14 protein-coding genes and 1 pseudogene are annotated in these 19,155 nt (G+C 73.1%); 1 reads left to right on the plus strand and 14 read right to left on the minus strand.

Annotated elements, in window-relative coordinates:
- Positions 1-23: 23 nt before the first annotated feature.
- From ACWDRR_RS21165 to nrdR, 11 genes and pseudogenes are all read right to left on the minus strand, one after another.
- Positions 24-1,406: an ABC transporter substrate-binding protein gene (locus tag ACWDRR_RS21165; protein WP_449773712.1), complete on the minus strand. Its 1,383-nt coding sequence runs from the start codon at positions 1,404-1,406 to the stop codon at positions 24-26.
- A 290-nt stretch (positions 1,407-1,696) separates the two neighbouring features.
- The gene (locus ACWDRR_RS21170) at positions 1,697-2,902 is read right to left on the minus strand and encodes a cytochrome P450 family protein (protein WP_449773713.1); all 1,206 of its coding nucleotides are present in this window, start codon (positions 2,900-2,902) and stop codon (positions 1,697-1,699) included.
- A 64-nt stretch (positions 2,903-2,966) separates the two neighbouring features.
- Positions 2,967-4,211 carry a cytochrome P450 gene (locus tag ACWDRR_RS21175; RefSeq protein WP_449773714.1) on the minus strand — a complete coding sequence of 415 codons (1,245 nt, stop codon included), beginning with the start codon at positions 4,209-4,211 and terminating at the stop codon, positions 2,967-2,969.
- Between the two features lie 134 nt (positions 4,212-4,345).
- Positions 4,346-4,984, minus strand: a pseudogene (locus ACWDRR_RS21180) (GTP-binding protein); the annotation flags it as partial.
- Complete coding sequence (locus ACWDRR_RS21185) at positions 4,965-5,333, minus strand: DUF742 domain-containing protein (protein ID WP_449773715.1); 369 nt, start codon at positions 5,331-5,333, stop codon at positions 4,965-4,967. The pseudogene ACWDRR_RS21180 and the gene ACWDRR_RS21185, both read right to left, overlap by 20 nt.
- Positions 5,330-5,782, minus strand: a complete 453-nt coding sequence (locus tag ACWDRR_RS21190) for a roadblock/LC7 domain-containing protein (RefSeq protein WP_449773716.1) — start codon at positions 5,780-5,782, stop codon at positions 5,330-5,332. The genes ACWDRR_RS21185 and ACWDRR_RS21190 overlap by 4 nt, the downstream gene beginning before the upstream one ends.
- Complete coding sequence (locus ACWDRR_RS21195) at positions 5,782-7,509, minus strand: sensor histidine kinase (RefSeq protein ID WP_449773717.1); 1,728 nt, start codon at positions 7,507-7,509, stop codon at positions 5,782-5,784. The genes ACWDRR_RS21190 and ACWDRR_RS21195 overlap by 1 nt, the downstream gene beginning before the upstream one ends.
- 229 nt (positions 7,510-7,738) lie before the next feature.
- Complete coding sequence (locus ACWDRR_RS21200) at positions 7,739-8,305, minus strand: Clp protease N-terminal domain-containing protein (protein WP_449773718.1); 567 nt, start codon at positions 8,303-8,305, stop codon at positions 7,739-7,741.
- A 3-nt stretch (positions 8,306-8,308) separates the two neighbouring features.
- On the minus strand, positions 8,309-8,554 hold the full coding sequence (locus ACWDRR_RS21205; RefSeq protein ID WP_449773719.1) for an RNA polymerase subunit sigma-70: 246 nt from the start codon (positions 8,552-8,554) through the stop codon (positions 8,309-8,311).
- Positions 8,555-8,777: 223 nt separating this feature from the next.
- Positions 8,778-11,675 carry a vitamin B12-dependent ribonucleotide reductase gene (locus tag ACWDRR_RS21210; protein WP_449773720.1) on the minus strand — a complete coding sequence of 966 codons (2,898 nt, stop codon included), beginning with the start codon at positions 11,673-11,675 and terminating at the stop codon, positions 8,778-8,780.
- A 206-nt stretch (positions 11,676-11,881) separates the two neighbouring features.
- Entirely contained in the window at positions 11,882-12,379 is a 498-nt protein-coding gene (gene nrdR / locus ACWDRR_RS21215; RefSeq protein ID WP_360630038.1) for a transcriptional regulator NrdR, read from the minus strand.
- Positions 12,380-12,940: 561 nt separating this feature from the next.
- Between nrdR and lexA the strand changes: the two genes are divergently transcribed.
- Entirely contained in the window at positions 12,941-13,603 is a 663-nt protein-coding gene (gene lexA, locus ACWDRR_RS21220) for a transcriptional repressor LexA (RefSeq protein WP_224281048.1), read from the plus strand.
- 114 nt (positions 13,604-13,717) lie between these two features.
- On the opposite strand, the gene ACWDRR_RS21225 is transcribed toward lexA, so the two are convergent.
- From ACWDRR_RS21225 to ACWDRR_RS21235, 3 genes are read right to left on the minus strand one after another with little or no spacing between them, the layout of a single operon-like run.
- A complete protein-coding gene (locus ACWDRR_RS21225) occupies positions 13,718-15,838 on the minus strand; it encodes an ATP-dependent DNA helicase (protein WP_449773721.1) in 2,121 nt (706 codons plus the stop codon).
- Positions 15,839-15,850: 12 nt separating this feature from the next.
- Positions 15,851-17,674 carry an IucA/IucC family protein gene (locus tag ACWDRR_RS21230; RefSeq protein WP_449773722.1) on the minus strand — a complete coding sequence of 608 codons (1,824 nt, stop codon included), beginning with the start codon at positions 17,672-17,674 and terminating at the stop codon, positions 15,851-15,853.
- Positions 17,652-19,139: a lysine N(6)-hydroxylase/L-ornithine N(5)-oxygenase family protein gene (locus ACWDRR_RS21235; RefSeq protein ID WP_449773723.1), complete on the minus strand. Its 1,488-nt coding sequence runs from the start codon at positions 19,137-19,139 to the stop codon at positions 17,652-17,654. Before ACWDRR_RS21235 ends, ACWDRR_RS21230 begins: the two co-directional genes overlap by 23 nt.
- Between the last annotated feature and the right edge of the window lie 16 nt (positions 19,140-19,155).

Below are 19,155 nucleotides of genomic sequence, written 5' to 3' on the forward strand. Positions count from 1 at the left end.
GGTGGTCCGTGCGGCCGGGACCGCTACTGCGGCCAGGCCGCGTCGATGTCGGCGGCGGTCTTCTGGATGGACTGGCCCTCGGCGAACCAGGCGGTCAGCGACTTCCACTCCTGCCCGGCGCCGACCGCGGCCGGCATCAGGTCCGAGCCGTCGAAGCGGAAGGTGGCCGCCGGGTCGGTGAGCGCGTCGGCGGAGAGCCGGTCGATCGGATCGGTGTACAGGCTCTTGTCCACGCCCTGGTTGGCGGAGACCCAGCCGGAGGCGGTCCGCACCCGGCTGCTCGCCCAGTCCGAGCTGGACAGGTAGTTCTGCACGGCCTGCACCTCGGGCCGGTTCGCGAACGCCGTCAGGAACTCCCCGCCGCCCTCGACCGGGCTGGCCACCTGCGGGTTCACGGCCGGCAGGCGGAAGGCGAAGACGTCGCCGTCCGGGCCGACCTTGGTGTCCTTGGGCCACTGCGCCTTGTAGAAGGACGCCTGCTGGAGCAGGAAGCACTTGCCGGTGAGGATCGGGGCACCCGCGTCCTGGAAGGTCGTGGTGGCGATCGACTTCACGTCACCGTAGCCGCCGTTGACCCAGGCCGGGTTCTGCATCCAGTCCGCCACGGTCTTCATCGCGGTGGTGATCTTCTCGTCGGAGAACTTCACCTGGTGGTTCACCCACTGGTCGTACACCTCGCCGCCGTGCGAGCCCAGCACTACCTCCTCCAGCCAGTCGGTGGCCGGCCAGCCGGTGGCCGTCCCGGAGGCGATCCCGCCGCACCACGGCTTTCCGGCGCCCGCCTTGGCGATCCGGTCGCTGAGCGCCATCAGGTCGGCCCAGGACTGCGGCACCTGGTAGCCGGCCTGCTGGAAGGCCTTGGGCGAGTACCAGACCAGCGACTTCATGTTGGCGCTCATCGGCGCCGCGTAGAACGTGCCGTTGACCGAGCCGTAGGTCTTCCAGACCGGGCTCCACTTCTCCTGGTTGGCGACGGTCTGCGCGGGGGGCTTGGCCACCTTTCCGCTCTTGACCATCTGGGCCAGCAGGCCGGGCTGCGGGATGATCGCGAAGTCCGGGGCGTTGCCGCCGGTCACCCGGACCGGCAGCTGGGACTCGAAGTCGTTGGAGCCCTCGTAACTGATCTTGATGCCGGTGCACTTGGCGAACTCGGCCCAGGACTTCTCCAGGTTGTCCGACTCCGGGCTGAGGATCGAGGCGAAGATCGTCACCGTGCTGCCCGCGTGCCCGGCGTAGGGCTGGTACTTGGCGCAGTCACCGGCCAGGGTCTCGCCCCCGCCGCCCGAACCGCCGCCGGAGCTCGAACTGTTGGAGCAGGCCGCGGTCAGCGCCAGTGCCGCCAGTACGGCGGGCACGGCGGCCAGCCGGCGGGACCTCGCGGACGGCACGGTCGGGGTGGGGGTCAATGCGGTCCTCCTCGCCAGGGCGCACGGGCGCCGGCAGTACGACAGAACGACATTGCGCTGTACCGGAGATCGACATGGACGCGGCAGGCGGCCGGTTTGACGACGTTAACGCAGCAGCCACCCTCCGCCAAGGTCCGCGTTCGACCTTCATCGGCAAGTGCCCCAGTTGTGACCCGGGCGCAGCCGCTCCGGCCGGCCACCGGCCGACCGCCGCCCGGCCCGACCTGTCGTGGCCCGCCCCGGCCCACCGCCGCCCGGCCCGGTGCTCGGGACCGGGCCGCGGCGAGGTCTCAGTAGAGCCGGACCGGCAGCTCCCGCAGCGAGTTCACCACCAGCGAGGGGCTCGGCCGCAGCTCCTCGTCCGGCACCGCCAGGGACAGCTCCGGGAACCGCTCGAACAGCGCCGGCAGTGCGACCCCCGCCTCCAGCCGGGCCAGCGGCGACCCCGGGCAGACGTGCGGACCGTGACCGAAGGACAGGTGACGGCTCGGGTCCCTGGTGATGTCGAACAGCTCGGCCGTCACCCCGTGCTGCGCCGGGTCCCGGCCGATCGCGTTGTACGAGATCAGCACCGGCTCGCCCCGGGGGATCACCACGGCGCCGACCGCGACGTCCTCGGTGGTGAAGCGGAACAGGAAGTTGCTGGTCGGCGGCGTCCAGCGGAGCGACTCCTCGACCACCGCGTCCCAGGACACCGCGCCCGAGCGGACCAGCTCCAGCTGGTCCGGGTGGGCGAGCAGGGCCCGGACGGCGTTGCCGATCAGATTGACCGTGGTCTCGTGGCCCGCCGCGATGATCACCCGCAGGGTGGCCGCCGCCTCCGCGTCGCTCAGCGCCCCGCCCTCGGCGTCCGCCGCCAGCAGCACACTGGCCAGGTCGTCACCGGGCTCCGAACGGCGCTTCGCCACCAGGTCGTTGACGAAGGCGTTCAGCCCGGCGATGGTCGCCTGGATGCCCTCGGGGTTGGGCCGGATGCCGAAGAACTGCTCGTAGAGGTCCCGCAGCAGGGCGTGGTCGGACTCCGGGACGCCCAGCAGCGAGCAGATCACCGTCATCGGCAGCGGAAAGGCGAAGACCGACTTCAGGTCGACCACCCGCTCCCCCGCCGCCAGTGCGTCCAGCAGGCCGTGGGTGATCTCCTCCACGCGGGGGCGCATCAGCTCCACCCGGCGCGGGGTGAACGCCTGCGCCACCAGCGTGCGCAGCCGCCGGTGCTCGGCGCCGTCGGTGGTCACCATGCTGGGGCCGGGCACGGCCAGGCCGATCAGCGGCCACGTCCTCGGCACGTCGCCGCGCTGGTAGGCCGCCCAGTGCGCGGCGTCCTTCACCAGCCGGGCGTCGGTCAGCAGGTCGCGCGCGGCCGCGTGCTGGGTCACCGCCCAGGCGGCGACGCCGCCGGGCAGCTCCACCGCCACCGCCGGGCCGGCGGCGCGCAGCAGCGCACCCTCGGTGGCGTTGTCGCGCGCCAGCGGGTCGAGGGCTATCGGGGCGGTCATCGGCACAACTCTCCTTGGTTTCCTGGTTCTTCTCCGACCCGGCGCGGCCGGGCCGCGGCCGGGCTCAGACCGCGTAGCCCGGGGTGAACGCCACCGGCAGGGCCATCAGCCCGCGCACCCAGGCCGACGGCCGCCACACCAGCGCGTGCTCGGCCACCGCCAGCCGGAGGTCCGGGAGCCGGTCCAGCAGCACCTCGATCGCGGTGGTCGCGATCACCTCGGCCGCCTCCTGCGCCGGGAACGGGCAGCCGTGCTCGCCGTACGAGTAGCTCATGTGCGCCCGGTTGCCCTCCGCCGGGCTGCCGTCGGGCTGGCGCACCGACGGGTCCGCGTTCGCCCCCGCGAAGCCGAGCAGGATCATGTCCCCCGCGGCGATCCGCTGCCCGCCGAGCAGGGTGTCCCGGACCGCCCAGCGCCCGGCGAAGATCTGCGTCGGGGTGTCCTCCCAGAGCGCCTCGTTCAGCGCCTGGTTGATGCTGCGCCGGCCGCCGGAGAGGGAGGCGGCGAACCGCTCGTCGGTGAGCATCAGCCGCAGCGCGTTGGAGATCCAGTACGAGCAGGGCTGGTGGCCGGCGATCAGCAGGACGCGCAGGTCGCGCATCACCTCGTCGTGGTCCAGGCCCGCCTCGTGCAGCAGCATCCGCGAGGCCAGGTCGTCGGACGGGTGCTCGGCCTTCTCCCGGACCAGGTCGAGCATCACGCCGAGCAGCCGCTGCGCGCCGGCCGGGGCGTCCGGGCCGCCGTCCAGCATGGCCAGCAGCCCGTCGATCAGGACGGGCGCCTGCTCCTCGCTCAGTCCGAGCAGGCGGCAGAGCACCAGCAGCGGCATCCGGTGCGCGTACTCGGCGACCAGGTCGGCCTCACCGCGCCCGGCGAACCCGTCGATCAGCCGGTCGGCGATCTCCTCGCAGTGCTTGCGCAGCTCGTACGGGTCCACGGCGGCCAGCGCGTCCGTGACGGCCCGGGAGCGGCGCACGTGCTCCTCGCCCTCGGCGTACAGGATCGACGGCACCGGCGACATCATCGGCCGCAGCGGCCAGTCCTCGGGGATACTCTCCCAGGCGTTCCAGCGGGTGGAGTCCCGGCCGAACAGCTGCGGCTGGCCGGTCACCAACTGCAGCTCGCGGTAGCCGATCACCAGCCAGGCGGGGACGCCGCCGGCCAGCTCGACCGGGGCCACCGGGCCGTGGGCGGCCCGCAGCTCGCGGTACAGCTGGGACGGGTCGGTCTGGAAGCGCGGCCCGTACAGCGGGGTGGCGCCGGCGTGCGCCGGGCAGCCCGGCGGCGGGGTGGCGGCGGGCTCGGTCACGGGGTGCTCTCCTCGTACGGGGACGGGTCGGTGGGGCGGCCGGCGGCGGCGAACAGGGCGACCGGGGCGGCGGCGTCCGGCCGGCCGGACAGGCGCTCGGCGGCCGACCCGGCCGGCTCGCTCGCGGCGCCGACCGGCGCGGACGGCGTGCCCGCGGCCTCCACCCGGGCGGCCAGGTGGCGGACCAGCTCGATCAGCACCCGCTTGCTCGACTCCCGGTCGCGCGCGTCGCAGTCCACCAGCGGCACTTCGGCGGGCAGGTCGAGCGCCGCGCGGACCTGCTCCAGGGTGTGGCCCGGCTCGCCGAAGTTGTTGCGGGCCACGATGAACGGCGTGCCGTGGTGCTCCAGCCGGTCGATCGCGTACCAGGACTCCTCCAGCCGCCGGGTGTCCACCAGCACGACCGCACCGAGTGCGCCGCTGAACAACCGGTCCCAGAGGAACCAGAAGCGCTCCTGGCCCGGCGCACCGAACAGGTACAGCACCTGGCTCGCGGAGAGCGTGATCCGGCCGAAGTCGAACGCGACCGTGGTGGAGCGCTTGCCCCAGGCACCCGAGGGGTCGTCGATGCCCTCGCCCGCCTTGGTCATCGTCTCCTCGGTGTTCAGCGGACGGATCTCGCTGACCGCACCGACCAGGGTGGTCTTGCCGACGCCGAACCCGCCGACCACGACGATCTTCAGCGCGTTGTCGGCGGTGCCCCGCAGCGGGGTGCGCCGGGCCGCGGGGGCCGAGGAGCCGGCGGCGGGGTTCTCAGAGCTGTTGGAGTCCATGCAACACCTGCTTCAGCGTGTCGAGATCGGGCAGCCGGGCCTTGTTGGGGGCGAACCGGGGGTGCCGGGCGGTGACCGCCCCGCTCTCCAGCAGGTCGCCGAGCAGGATCTTCACCACCGAGACCGGCAGCGCCAGCTCCGCGGCGACCTCCACGACGGCGGTCGGGGCCTCGCACATCCGCAGGATGCGCGCGTGCTCCGACTGCATGCCCGGGGCCGGCTCCCGCTCGGCGACGATCAGGGTGACCAGGTCGAAGGCGTTCTCCGGGGAACGGCTGCGGCCGCGGGTGATGGTGTAGAGGCGGTCCGGGTCGTCGTCACGACCCGGCAGGACCGGCCGCCCGCTCATGCCCGGGCACTCTCTCGGACCACCGCACCCGCATCCGCCCCGACCCCCGCGTCCTCGCGGGCCGGGGCACTGAGGTGGACACCGATCTGCTCGATCAGACCGTGCATGTTGTGGCCGACCACACCCACGTCCGCCTCGTCGTCGGTGACCACGGCGAGGTGGGCGCCCTCACCGGCGGCCACGATGCAGAGGATGCCGCCGTGGAACTCGGTCATCGACTGCCGCACGCCGCCGCTGCCGTCGCCGAACTCGATCGAGGCGCCGTGCGCCAGGCTCTGCATCCCGGAGGCGATCGCGGCCAGCTGGTCGGCCTGATCGGCGCTCAGCCCGGCGGTGTGGCAGAGCCGGAGGCCGTCGGCCGAGAGCACCAGGGCGTGCCGGGCGCCGGGGGTGGCGGTCAGCAGGTTTTCCAACAGCCAGTCGAGGTCACGGTCGATAACGCTGCTCATCAGGAGTCCTTCTCGGTGACGGGGGAGGCGTCGGGCGTGGTGTCCGTGGTGTCCGTGGTCGGCGGGGTTGTTGCGGCGTCGGCGGTCGGCGCGCCGGCGGTGGTCGGTGCGCCGGCGGTGGTCGGCGCGGCGCCGCTCCCGGCCTGCTGGGCAGCGCGCCGGAAGGCGCCGAACCGGGCGGCGGCGCTCACCGCGTCGGCGCGTCCGGGCCGGCCGGCGGGGGCCACCGGGGCGGCGGTGGCGGCGGCGAGCGTCTGCCCGCGGCGGCGCTGCGGCAGACCGCTGTCGGCGACCTGCGCGGGGACGGGCGCCGGGGCGGGAGCAGGAGCCGGGGCGGAGGTGGGCACAGGGGCGGCCGGGGCGGGCGTGAGCGCCGGGCGCGACGGCGCCTGCGCCGTGACGCGGACCGGAACGGGCGCCGCGACAGGCCCCGGCGCGGGCGCCGGAGCGGAGTGCGTCACCAGCTGCTGCGGGATGAGCATCACCACCCCCGTGCCACCGCGCGCCGACGGCCGGAAGGAGATCTGCAGCCCGTACTTGCGGGCCAGCGCGCCGACCACCGCAAGGCCGAGCCGCGTCCCGGCCGTGAGCGTGGTGAGGTCCAGGGGCTCGGCGGAGACGGCCCGCTCGGCCCGGCGCAACCAGCTCTCGCTCAGCCCGAGGCCGCTGTCCTCGACGGTGACCGCCAGCCCGGCCGGCACCTCCTCGACGTAGACGTGCACCTCGGAGGGCGGCGCGGAGAAGTTGGTGGCGTTGTCCAGCAGTTCGGCAAGCGCGTGCATCACGCCCTCGGCGGCGAACCCGGCCACGGCGGCCGTGCTGGCGTTGTGCAGCCGGACGCGCTGGTAGGCACCGATCCGGCCGAGCGCACCGCGCAGCACCGACTCCACCGCGATCGGTTTGGCCCACCGCCGGCCCGAGCGGGCACCGGTGAGCACCGCGATGCTGTCGGCCATCCGGCCGGCCTGCGCCGTGGAATGGTCCAGCCGCAGCAGGTCGCCGAGGACCTCCTCGTCGTGCCGGTGCTGCATCTCGCGCAGCTCGGCGTGCATGCTCGTGGCGAGTGCCTGGACCCGCCCGGCGGCGGTCGCGCAGACCGCGAGGGCGGCGGCCCGCAGGCGTTCGCCCCGGCCGATCTCCTCGGCGAGGGCCCGCAGCAGCGCGTGCTGGGGGTGTGTACGGTGCGCCGCGAGCGCGCTGTCCACGGACGCGCCGTCCCGGAGCTTCTTCACCACCTCGGGCAGGACGGACCCGGCCAACCGGTCCAGCGCGGCGCGCGCTGCCTCCTCGGCCTCCAGCTCGGTCCGCAGCCGGGCCAGCTCGGTGTGCGCGGCCTCGACCTCGGCCTCGGCGCCCGCCTGCTCGGTCCGGGCCGCCTCCCGCGCGGTGTCGGCGGCGGCCGCCCGCTCCCGGGCCGTCGCCTCGGCGGCCGCGGCGGCGGTGACCCGGTCGAGCGCCGCCCTCGTCTCGTCGTGCTGTGCGGCGAGCTCCTGCGCCAGCCGGCGGGCGCGCTCGGTGGCGGTGGCCGCCAGTCCGACCGCGATCAGCCAGAGCGCCGCGACCGCGCAGACCGCGGCGACGGTCAGCGGCTGATGCGCCGCCAGGGCCCGGCCCGCCCCGACCGGGGCGGCGACGCCCGCCAGCAGGACGGCCGCCGCGGTGAGGGCTGCGGTACGCGGGGCCGGGCGCCGACGCGCCCTGCCGTCGGGGCTGGTGCGTTCTCTCATCGATGCGGTCCTCGGCAGCGGCGGGCGTCGACGGGCGGACGCCGACAGCGGGGGCGGGCGAACGCGCGACCGCCCGGCCGACGTAGTGAAACGTCTCCGGGCGGCTGATCGGTTCACGCTTTCGGCCGATCATATCCATTCAGCTACTGCCCTCAACCGGAAAGTTGACGGACAGTCCCGTTCGTTCACGCCTCGTGCACCGATTGGCGACCAGGCCGCCGCACCGCGATCAACTCAAGGTGGCATCCACCGCCCGCCGCAGCGCGGCGAAGTCCAGCCCGTGATCGGCGATGATCCTGGCACCGAGCCCGTCGCCCTCCCGGATCACCCCGAGCAGCAGGTGCCCGACGGCGATGCGGCCGGACTTCAGCCGGAGCGACTCGCGCAGCGACAGCTCCAGCACCTTCTTCGCCCGGGGTGTGAACGGCACCCGCCCACCCTTGGACTCGGTGCGGAACCAGCCCCGCCGCCTCGACTCCGCACCCTCCGCCGGGGCGTCCAGCGCCCCCTCCCCGAACGCCGACTCGACGGCCTCCCGGACGGCGTCCAGATCCACCCCGATCGCCGCCAGCGCCTCCGCGTCGTCGGCCCCGCCGAGCAGGCGGCGCACCGCCCGCTGCACGGTGGCGTGGTCCAGCCCCGCCTCGACCAGGACGGCCGCCGACGGATCCTGCGGCACCGCCACGACGGCGAGCAGCAGGTGCTCCGTCCCGATCTGCCCGTGCCTGAGCTGCGCCGCCTCCTGGCCCGCCTGGCCCACCACGCGCCGCGCATCGTCGGTGAAGCGTTCGAACATCGCTCAGCCTCCGTCCTTCTCGTTCCCCGGACCCCCGGAACCGCGCCGGGCGTACTTCTTGTGCACCGCCTGCCTGGTCACCCCGAGGCAGACCGCGATGTCCTGCCAGGACCACCCCTGTGCGCGGGCGTTCCCGACCTGCAGTCCCTCCAGGCGATCGGCCAGGTCACGCAGCGCGCGGACCGCCCGGAGCCCCACGGCAGGATCCCGACTGCTCGCGGCCGCCGCGAGCTCTCCGTTCTCGCTCATACCGTCAACGTAGGTTGACGCCCGTCGAGTGTCAACCCCGGTTGACACCATCGCGATCGCGCCGACCCCTCGCACCGGCCGCCCCCACGCAAAGAGGCGGGGCGAGGACCGTGAAGGTCCTCGCCCCGCCTCGGATGTCAACCGTCAGCGGTTGTCATCCCGTGTCGAGCCCGGGTCGGCTGCCGGGCCGATCAGCTTGCGGGCTGATCGGCTTCCGGGCCGGTCAGCTGCAGCCGCTGGTGGAGCCGCAGCCCTCGCAGAGGTAGCAGCTGCCGGCGCGGCGCATCTTGGTGCCGCAGGAGAAGCAGAGCGGCGCGTCGGCGTTGAGGCCGAGCTGGATCTCCAGCAGCTCCGTCGAGTTGTGCGCCTGGGCGGGAGTGGCCCGGGGTGCCTCGACGGCCGGCACCGGCCTGGCCGCCGGAGCCACCGGGGCCGCGGGGGCGACCGGCGCGGACTGGGCCAGGGTCTCGGTGTCCAGCTCCTCGGCCTCCAGCGGCTCGTAGGAGCCCGTCTCCAGGTGGCGCTGGCGCTCCTCGACGGAGTGGATGCCGAGCGCGGAGCGGGTCTCGAACGGCAGGAAGTCCAGCGCCAGGCGGCGGAAGATGTAGTCGACGATCGACTGCGCCATCCGCACGTCCGGGTCGTCGGTCAGACCGGCCGGCTCGAAGCGCATGTTGGTGAACTTCGAGACGTAGGTCTCCAGCGGCACGCCGTACTGCAGGCCGACCGAGACGGCGATGGAGAAGGCGTCCATCATGCCCGCGAGGGTCGAGCCCTGCTTGGACATCTTCAGGAAGACCTCGCCGAGGCCGTCGTCCGGGTAGGAGTTGGCCGTCATGTAGCCCTCGGCGCCACCCACCGTGAAGGAGGTGGTGATGCCCGGGCGGCCCTTGGGCAGGCGCTTGCGGACCGGGCGGTACTCGACGACCTTCTCGACCGCGGCGGCCGGGGCCGCCTCGGCCTTGGTCTTCTCGTCCTTCTTCTTGGCCGACAGCGGCTGGCCGACCTTCGAGTTTTCGCGGTAGATGGCGAGCGCCTTGACGCCCATCTTCCACGCCTCGAAGTAGATCTCCTCGACATCCTCGACGGTCGCGGAGGCCGGCATGTTGACCGTCTTGGAGATGGCACCGGAGATCCACGGCTGGATCGCCGCCATCATCCGGACGTGCCCCATCGGCGAGATGGAGCGCTCGCCCATCGCGCAGTCGAAGACCTCGTAGTGCTCGGTCTTCAGGCCGGGCGCGTCCACCACGTTGCCGTGCTCGGCGATGTGGGCGACGATCGCCTCGATCCGCTCGTCCTGGTAGCCGAGCCGCTTGAGGGCGCGCGGCACGGTGCCGTTGACGATCTGCATGGAGCCGCCGCCGACGAGCTTCTTGAACTTGACCAGCGCCAGGTCGGGCTCGACGCCGGTGGTGTCGCAGTCCATCATCAGGCCGATGGTGCCGGTCGGCGCGAGCACCGACGCCTGGGCGTTGCGGAAGCCGTTCTGCTCGCCGAGGCGCAGCACGTCCTGCCAGGTCTCGGTGGCGGCGGCCCAGACCGGGGCGTCCAGCTCGTCGACCGCGACGGCGGCGACCGAGGCGTCCGCGTGCTGCTTCATGACCCGGCGGTGCGGCTCGGCGTTGCGGGCGTAGCCGTCGTACGGGCCGACCACACCGGCGAGTTCGGCGCCGCGGCGGTAGGCGGTGCCGGTCATCAGCGAGCTGATGGCGCCGGCCAGGGCGCGGCCGCCCTCGCTGTCGTACGCGTGGCCGGTGGCCATCAGCAGGGCGCCGAGGTTGGCGTAGCCGATGCCGAGCTGGCGGTAGGCGCGGGTGGTCTCGCCGATCTTCTCGGTCGGGAAGTCGGCGAAGCAGATGGAGATGTCCATCGCGGTGATGACCAGCTCGACGACCTTGGCGAAGCGCTCGGCGTCGAACGAGTCGTCGTCGCGCAGGAACTTCATCAGGTTGAGCGAGGCGAGGTTGCAGCTGGAGTTGTCCAGGTGCATGTACTCGGAGCAGGGGTTGGACGCGTTGATGCGGCCGGACTCCGGGCAGGTGTGCCAGTGGTTGATGGTGCTGTCGTACTGGATGCCGGGGTCGGCGCAGGCCCAGGCGGCCTCGGCCATCTTGCGGAAGAGCTTCTTCGCGTCGACGGTCTCGATGACCTCGCCGGTCATCCGGGCGCGCAGGCCGAATTCGGTGCCGTTCTCGACGGCGGTCATGAATTCGTCGTTGACGCGGACGGAGTTGTTGGCGTTCTGGTACTGCACGGAGGCGATGTCGTCGCCGCCGAGGTCCATGTCGAAGCCCGCGTCGCGCAGGGCGCGGATCTTCTCCTCCTCCTTCACCTTGGTCTCGATGAAGGCCTCGACGTCGGGGTGGTCGACGTCCAGCACGACCATCTTGGCCGCCCGGCGGGTGGCGCCGCCGGACTTGATGGTGCCGGCGGAGGCGTCGGCGCCGCGCATGAAGGAGACCGGGCCGGAGGCGTTGCCGCCGGAGGAGAGCAGCTCCTTGGAGGAGCGGATCCGGGAGAGGTTGAGGCCGGCGCCGGAGCCGCCCTTGAAGATCATGCCCTCTTCCTTGTACCAGTCGAGGATCGACTCCATGGAGTCGTCGACGGCCAGGATGAAGCAGGCGCTGACCTGCTGGGGCTGCTTGGTGCCGACGTTGAACCAGACCGGCGAGTTGAAGCTGAACACCTGGTGGAGGAGGGCGTGGGTCAGCTCGTGCTCGAAGGTCTCGGCGTCACCGGGGGTGGTGAAGTAGCCGTTCTTCTCACCGGCGGCGCGGTAGGTGAGCACCACGCGGTCGATGATCTGCTTGAGGCTCCACTCGCGCTGGGGGGTGCCGACGGCGCCGCGGAAGTACTTGGACGTCACGATGTTGACGGCGTTGACCGACCAGAAGTCGGGGAACTCCACGCCGTACTGCTCGAAGTTGATCGAGCCGTCGCGCCAGTTGGTCATGACGACGTCGCGCCGCTCCCAGCGGACCTCGTCGTAGGGGTGGACGCCAGGGGTGGTGTGGATGCGCTCGATCCGCAGGCCGCCCTTGGGGGCCTTGCCGGCGCCCTTGGTCGCGGTCTTGTCGGACTTCGACCCGCGTGCGGAACCGCTCGTGGTGTCTGTCACTTCTCGCTCCTCCTCCTGGGCAAACGCCCAAAGTGCCCCGAAAAGTCCGGGCACCGCTGGTTCGTCTTCCGGTGTGCGGACAGGCGACGACCTGCCTGTTTCCGCACGGTTTGTAGTGTTCTGTGCACCGTTTCCGGGCACACCTCGGCCCCGGAAGGTCGGTGTGCTGTCGACCCCGGGGGGCCGCCGGTGCTGGGTCCGGCCCGCTAGGGCGCGGCGGCGGGGACGGGCACGCAGGCGCCGTCCGCCTCGGGGACGGGCCGCTCGGCGCGGAGTTCCGCGATGGCGGCCTCGAAGTCTTCCAGTCCGTCGTACGCCTGGTACACGCTGGCGAAGCGCAGGAAGGCGACGACGTCGAGCTGCTTGAGCGGTCCGAGTATGGCCAGCCCCACGTCGTGGGTGGTGAGCTCGGACTTGCCGGTGGCCCGCACGCACTCCTCGACCTTCTGGCCGAGCTGGGCGAGGGCGTCCTCGGTGACCGGGCGGCCCTGACAGGCCTTGCGGACGCCGGAGATGACCTTCTCCCGGGAGAACGGCTCGGTGACGCCGCTGCGCTTGATGACCATCAGTGCGGCCGTCTCCACCGTGGTGAAGCGGCGGCCGCAGTCCGGGCACTGCCGACGACGGCGGATCGAGCTGCCGTCTTCGGTGGTCCGGCTGTCGACGACGCGGCTGTCGGAGTGCCGGCAGAAGGGGCAGTGCACCTGAAGATCCCTCCCGGGCAGAACGTGCGGACGTGTCGAGTCTATGCGATGAGGACCCGGCATCGCCAAGCCGATCACACGACCGTGACCACTAGTACTGGGCACGGAGAGGACTGTAGCCACTACATGTAGGTCTTCGGGGGAAGCGACACCCCTGGCGTGTCGGCGCCGATTAGACTGCCGGGGCCGACTTCGGGTCGAACATTTAATCGATGTACAACAAAGCCTTGATCGAGTCAGCCAACTCCCGAATAATTCACTCGAACGTGTGTTTGGCGCAACCTTTCGATAGGAGGTGCCGTTGGGCTGGAAAAGGGGAGAGGACAGCCGTCGAGAGGGGCCGCCGTGAACACGATCGAAAGCAACACCATCCCGGTGCAGGAACACTCCCAGCTCAAGGTGGGGCAGCGCACCACGAATCAGCAGAGTGTGGACAGCATGGACCGTAGCGAAGAACACCGCCTCTCCGGCCAGGCCATTTCCAACACGAGCCGCGTTCCCGACCAACCGATCGAGCACGCACCCGTGCTGGACGACAGTCATCCGGTCCCCACGCGCTCGATGCCCGGCCGCCCCCCGGGCATCCGGACGGACGAGGCCGGGCTCACCGAGCGCCAGCGGCGGGTGATCGAGGTCATCCGGGACTCCGTCCAGCGCCGCGGCTACCCGCCGTCCATGCGGGAGATCGGCCAGGCCGTCGGCCTGTCCAGCACCTCCTCGGTCGCCCACCAGCTGATGGCCCTGGAGCGCAAGGGCTTCCTGCGCCGGGATCCGCACCGCCCGCGCGCCTACGAGGTCCGCGGCGTCGAGGTGGCCCGCCCCAACACCGCCGAGACGGCCGGGCGGCCGTCCACCTCCTACGTGCCGCTGGTCGGGCGGATCGCCGCCGGCGGGCCGATCCTGGCCGAGCAGACGGTCGAGGACGTCTTCCCGCTGCCGCGCCAGCTGGTCGGCGAGGGCGAGCTGTTCGCGCTGACCGTGCGCGGGGACTCGATGATCGAGGCCGCCATCTGCGACGGCGACTGGGTGACCGTCCGCCGCCAGCCGGTCGCCGAGAACGGCGACATCGTGGCCGCGATGATCGACGGCGAGGCCACCGTGAAGCGCCTCAAGCGCGAGGACGGCCGGATCTGGCTGATGCCGCACAACCCGGCGTACGAGCCGATCAACGGGGACAACGCGACCATCCTGGGCAAGGTCGTCGCCGTTCTGCGCCGGCTCTGAGCGCCCGGTACGGCGCACACCGGGAAGGGGCTCCACCGCACGGTGCGGGGAGCCCCTCCGGTGCGCCCGGGCGCCGACCACCGGGGGTGGTGGCCACCGGGCGCGGTGGCCCGCTCAGCCCCGCTTGACCACCGGCCGGACCGGCGCCGCCGAGGCGTCGATCGCCGCCAGCGAGCGGCGCACCTGGTTGCGGTCGGTGGTGTACCAGAACTCCGGCATCGAGGAGCGGAAGAAGCTCCCGTACCGCTTGGTCTCCACCCGCGGGTCCAGCACCGCCACCACACCGCGGTCGTCCGCCGCGCGGACCAGCCGGCCCGCCCCCTGCGCCATCAGCAGCGCCGCATGGGTGGCCGCGACGGCCATGAAGCCGTTCCCGCCGCGCTGTTCGACGTCCCGCTGGCGGGCGCTCATCAACGGGTCGTCCGGGCGCGGGAACGGGATCCGGTCCATCACCACCAGCTGGCAGGCCGAACCGGGCACGTCCACCCCCTGCCAGAGCGACAGCGTGCCGAACAGGCAGGTGGTCGCGTCCGAGGCGAACTCGCGGATCAACTCGCCCAGGGTGTCCTCCCCCTGGAGCAGGACCCGGTTGTCCAGCCGCTCGCGCATCGCCTCGGCGGCGGCCTGGGCGCCGCGCATCGAGGAGAACAGGCCGAGCGTCCGCCCGCCGGCCGCGCCGATCAACTCGGCCAGCTCGTCCAGCATGTCGGGGCGCTCCGGGTCCCGCCCCGGGTCGGCCAGGTGCCGGGCGACGTAGAGGATGCCCTGCTTGGGGTACTTGAACGGCGAGCCGACGTCGATCCCGCGCCAGTGCGGCACCGCGTCCTCGCCGAAGGCGGCCTCGGGGGCGTCCCCCGGGGCGCGCTCGTCCGGCAGCCGGGCCTCCGAGGGCAGGCCCACCGAGGCGGCCACGCCGGTGAAGTCCCCGCCGAGCTTCAGCGTGGCCGAGGTGAGCACCACCGAGCGCTCCTTGTAGAGACCCTCCCGCAGCAGCCCGGAGACGCTCAGCGGGGCGACCCGCAGCGAGGCGGTGCCCAGGCCGTACCGGTCACTGCGCTCGATCCAGACCACGTCGTACTCGGAGTCCGCCAGCAGCCGCTCGGCCGTCTCGTGCAGCGCCTCGGCGGAGGCCATCGCCTGCTTGCGCACGGCGTCCTCGTCGGTGAGCGCCTTGTCCCGCGTCTCGCCGAGCGAGGTGATCACCTGCCGGCTGGCGTCCCGGATCGCGGTGACCGCGTACGCCAGGTACTCGGGCAGCTCCTCGACCCGGCCGGGCTGGGCGGTCTCCATCAGGCCGTGGTAGTTCTCCGCGGCCCCCTGGAGGGCGTCCACCGCCTTCTCGTTGGCCAGCCTGGCGGCGCGCTTGACCGCCCGGTTGACCGCCCCGACGGTCAGCTCGGCGGTGGCCGCGCCGGTGACCCGGTTGACCAGCTCGTGCGCCTCGTCCACGATCAGCAGCCCGTGCTCGGGCAGCACCGGGGCGCCCTCGATGGCGTCGATCGCCAGCATCGCGTGGTTGGTCACCACGACGTCCGCCAGCTTGGCCCGCTCGCGCGCCTTCTCCGCGAAGCACTCCTGCCCGTACGCGCAGCGGGTGGCGCCCAGGCACTCCTTGGAGGTGACCGAGAGCTGGGCCCAGGCCTTGTCGGAGACGCCGGGGCTCATGTCGTCGCGGTCGCCGGTCTCCGTCTCGTCCGCCCAGTCGCGCAGCCGCAGGACGTCCTGACCAAGCTTGCCGGTGGGGCCGCCGAGGGCGTCCACCGGGTCGAACAGGCCCTCGCCCTCCTCGCTCGGGGTGCCCTCGTTGGCCCGGTGCAGGCAGAGGTAGTTGGAGCGGCCCTTGAGCATCGCGAACAGCGGGCGGCGGCGCAGCACCGGGTGCAGCGCCTCCACCGTCCGCGGCAAGTCCCGCTCGACCAGCTGGCGTTGGAGCGCCAGGGTGGCCGTGGCGACCACCACGCGGTCCCCGTGGGCGAGGGCCGGCACCAGGTAGGCGAGGGACTTGCCGGTGCCGGTGCCGGCCTGCACCAGCAGGTGCTCGCCGTGGTCGACGGCGTCGGCGACGGCCTCGGCCATCCGGACCTGGCCGGGGCGCTCGACGCCGCCGACGGCGGCCACGGCGGCGTGCAGCAGCTCGGGGAGCTGGGCCCGCGGGACGGCCTCGACCGCGCCGTCGGCGGCCGACTCGTCGGCGTCGTCGTCGGCGGGGAGCTGGGATTCGGAGTCGTTCGTCATGACCCACCCAGCCTACGGGGCAGGGGTGACAATCCGGTCCCGCCGGCCGTGCTGCACCGCGGCCCCCGCGGCGGCCAGCACGTTGGGAACGGTGCCGTGCCGGGCCGCGTGCGGGCGGTGCGGGCGGTCCCCGTAGCCGTCGAGCAGCAGCCGGTTCCGGTTGAGGCAGAGCCGGTCGATCCGCGGGCGGAACAGGTCGAAGAGCTCGAACCGCTCGCGCAGCTCGGGGAAGCGCTCCTGGTGGCGGAGGATCTCGGCCCGCAGCAGGGCCCAGAACTCGGCCTCCGGCAGGCCGGTCTGCGCCTCCAGCAGCGGGGCGAGGAAGCGGTAGACGCCGATGAACAGGCCGGAGTGGAGGAACTGGCAGAGGCCCTGCGGATCCTCGCGCAGCAGCACCTCGGCCACCTCGGCGGGCAGGTCGCGCAGTTCGGGCAGGTCCTGGTCGCTGAGGTTGACGTCGTCGACGAAGTCCTTGACCGCGAGCCGGACCGGGGCCTCCCGCTCGTCGAAGACCACGATGGCGTTCTCCCCGTGCGGGGAGAAGACCAGTCCGTACCGGTAGAGGAAGTGCAGCAGCGGCGGCAGCATCGCGGCGAACAGCCGGGCCGTCCACGCGGCCGGGGTGAGGCCGGAGCGGGCGATCAGCTCGGCGACCAGCGCCCGCCCGTCGGAGCCGGTCTGCAGCAGCGCCGCCAGGGTGCGGGCGCGCTCGCCGCCGTCCAGACAGGGGCCGAGCGGCTCGCGCCAGATCGCGCCCAGCAGCTCCTTGTACTGGTAGGGCGCCTCCGGGAGCTCGCGGTAGAGCGGGTGGTCGACGGTGACCGAGGCGATCTCGCCGAGCAGGACGACCCGGCACTCGTCCCGCAGGAACGGGTCGGCCTGGCGGAGGCCGTGGATCCAGGCGGTCACGGCGGGCGCGGCCAGCGTGCGCTCGGTGGGCAGGCCGCGCCAGACCAGGGTGTTGAGGATGGCGAGCGGCAGTTTGACGGTGCAGCGGTCGGGCCGGCTCCGGTTGAAGAAGGACCGGATGGACTGCTGGGGCAGCCGCAGGTCGCCGTCGGTGGGCAGCGGGACGATCTCGCCGCTCGCGATCCACGGGGCGAACAGCGGGACGACGGTCTCGTCCCACTGCCAGGGGTGGACCGGCAGCAGCAGGTAGTCGTCGGCGTCCGGCCCGAGGGCGGCGCGCAGGGCGCCGGGGTCGTCGAGCTCGCGCGCGTAGAGCTGCTCGGGCTCGGCGAGGCCGGGGACGCCGCGGTACTGCGCCAGCCGGCGGTGGACGGCGATCCAGGGCAGCGGCTGCGGGGTGCGGGCCTCCGGGGCCCAGCGGGCGGCGTCGGTGGCGGAGAAGCCGAGCCGGCCCTTGTTGGGGACGATCCAGGGGTGGCCGCTCTGCCGGCCCTCCAGCTCGGGGTGGTCGAGGTCGGCGAGTTCGGCGGCGGTGAGCGCGGTGGCGAGCTGGTGGGCGTCGGAGATCAGCGTGGCGGTGAGCTCGCGGATCAGGTGGCCGGTGGTGTCGCCGCGCAGACCGAGGGTGTGCCGGGCGTAGGGCAGGAAGCGCAGCGGGTCCAGGCCGTCCGCCCGCGAGCAGCACACCGAGTCCGGGACGACCTGCCAGCCGCCGTACGCGCCGCGGCCGGCGGTGAAGCGGTACTCGGCCTCGGGCAGCCGGAGCAGGTAGCTGCCGGGCCCGTCGGGGACGGGGGTGATCAGCTCCTCGTAGGCGAACTCGCCGAGCATCTTGGCCAGCAGCGCGCGCCCGGCCCGCTGCCAGTGCCCGGCGGTGAGCTGCGGGGGCAGGTACAGCGGGGGTTCAGCGGCCGGCGGTTGCGGCACGGGTCCACTCCTGGGGTCGCGGAACGGCGGGGACGTCCGCGGTGGCGGGGACGTCGCCCATGGCGGGGGCGGCAGGGCCGGTGGGGGCGGCGGGGGCGGCAGGGTCGGTGGGGGCGGCGGAGGCGAGGTCGTCGGGGGTGGCGGCCGCGCCGGGTGGTGCGAAGCCGGTCCACGCGGTGCGTTCGGGCAGCCGGTGGACGGTCCGGCCGGCGACGGCGTTGAGGATCACGGCGGCCCGGTGGGCCCCGAGCCCCAGATCGGGAGTGCCGACGCCATGAGTGTGCAGCTCGGCGTTCTGTACGTACAGCCCGCCGGCGAGGTCGGGGAGCGTCGCGACCCGGTGGTCCAGGTCGACCCGGTAGCGCCCGGCCTCGTCCCAGTCGATCAGGTGGGCGAGCGGCTCCAGCGCGGCCGGCCGGGCGGCGCGGTAGCCGGTGGCGAGCACCACGGCGTCGGTGCGCAGCACGCGCTCGGCGCCGGAGTCGGTGTGCCGGCAGCGGAGTTCGAGGCCGCCGCACGGGCCCGTCCGGGCGTCGGTGACGGCGGTGCCCGGGGTGATCTCGACGGGGGCGTCGTCGATCGGCCGGCCGATGGTCCGCTCGTACAGGTGGTCGTGGATCTCGGCGAGCGTCTCGGCGCTGGCGGCCTTGTGCAGCTGCCACTGGGCCTCGACCAGGGTGTCCCGGACCGGCCCGGGCAGACCGTGGAAGTAGCGGGTGTAGTCGGGCGTGAAGTGCTCCAGCCCGAGCTTGGAGTACTCCATCGGCGCCAGCGCCCTGGTCCGGGTCAGCCAGCGCAGCCGGACGCCCTCCCCCGCGCGCCGCAGCAGGTCGAGGAAGACCTCCGCGCCGGACTGCCCGCTGCCGATCACGGTGATGTCGCGGGCGCCGTCCAGGGCGTCCCGGCGGTCCAGGTAGTCGGCGGAGTGGAAGGCCCGGGGGTGGCCGTCGAGGGCGGTGAAGGCCCCGGGCAGGACCGGCCGGGTGCCGACGCCGAGCGCGAGGTTGCGGGCGTGCACCTCGGTGAGCCGGCCGGTGGCGGTGTCGCGCAGCTCGGCCCGGTAGAGCGTGCCGTCCCGGTGCAGCGCGGTCACCTCGGTGCCGAAGCGGCAGTTGGCGAGCCGCTCGGCGGCCCAGCGGCAGTAGTGGTCGTACTCGCGGCGGGGCAGGTGGAAGCGCTCGGCGAAGTAGAACGGGAAGAGCCGGTCCTGCTCGCGCAGGTAGTTGAGGAAGGACCAGCGGTTGGTCGGGTCGACCAGGGAGACCAGGTCGGCGAGGAACGGCACCTGCATCCGGGCCCCGTCGACCAGCATCCCGGGGTGCCAGCGGAACTCCGGGCGCTGGTCGCAGAAGAGCGTGCGCAGGCCCGGGACGGGCTCGGCGAGTGCGGCGAGCGAGAGGTTGAACGGGCCGATGCCGACGCCGAGCAGGTCGTACGGCGCGGGTGGGGCTGCTGGGGTGTCCATGGGGTCGGAGGTGTCC

Source organism: Kitasatospora sp. NPDC003701 (genome assembly GCF_053587085.1).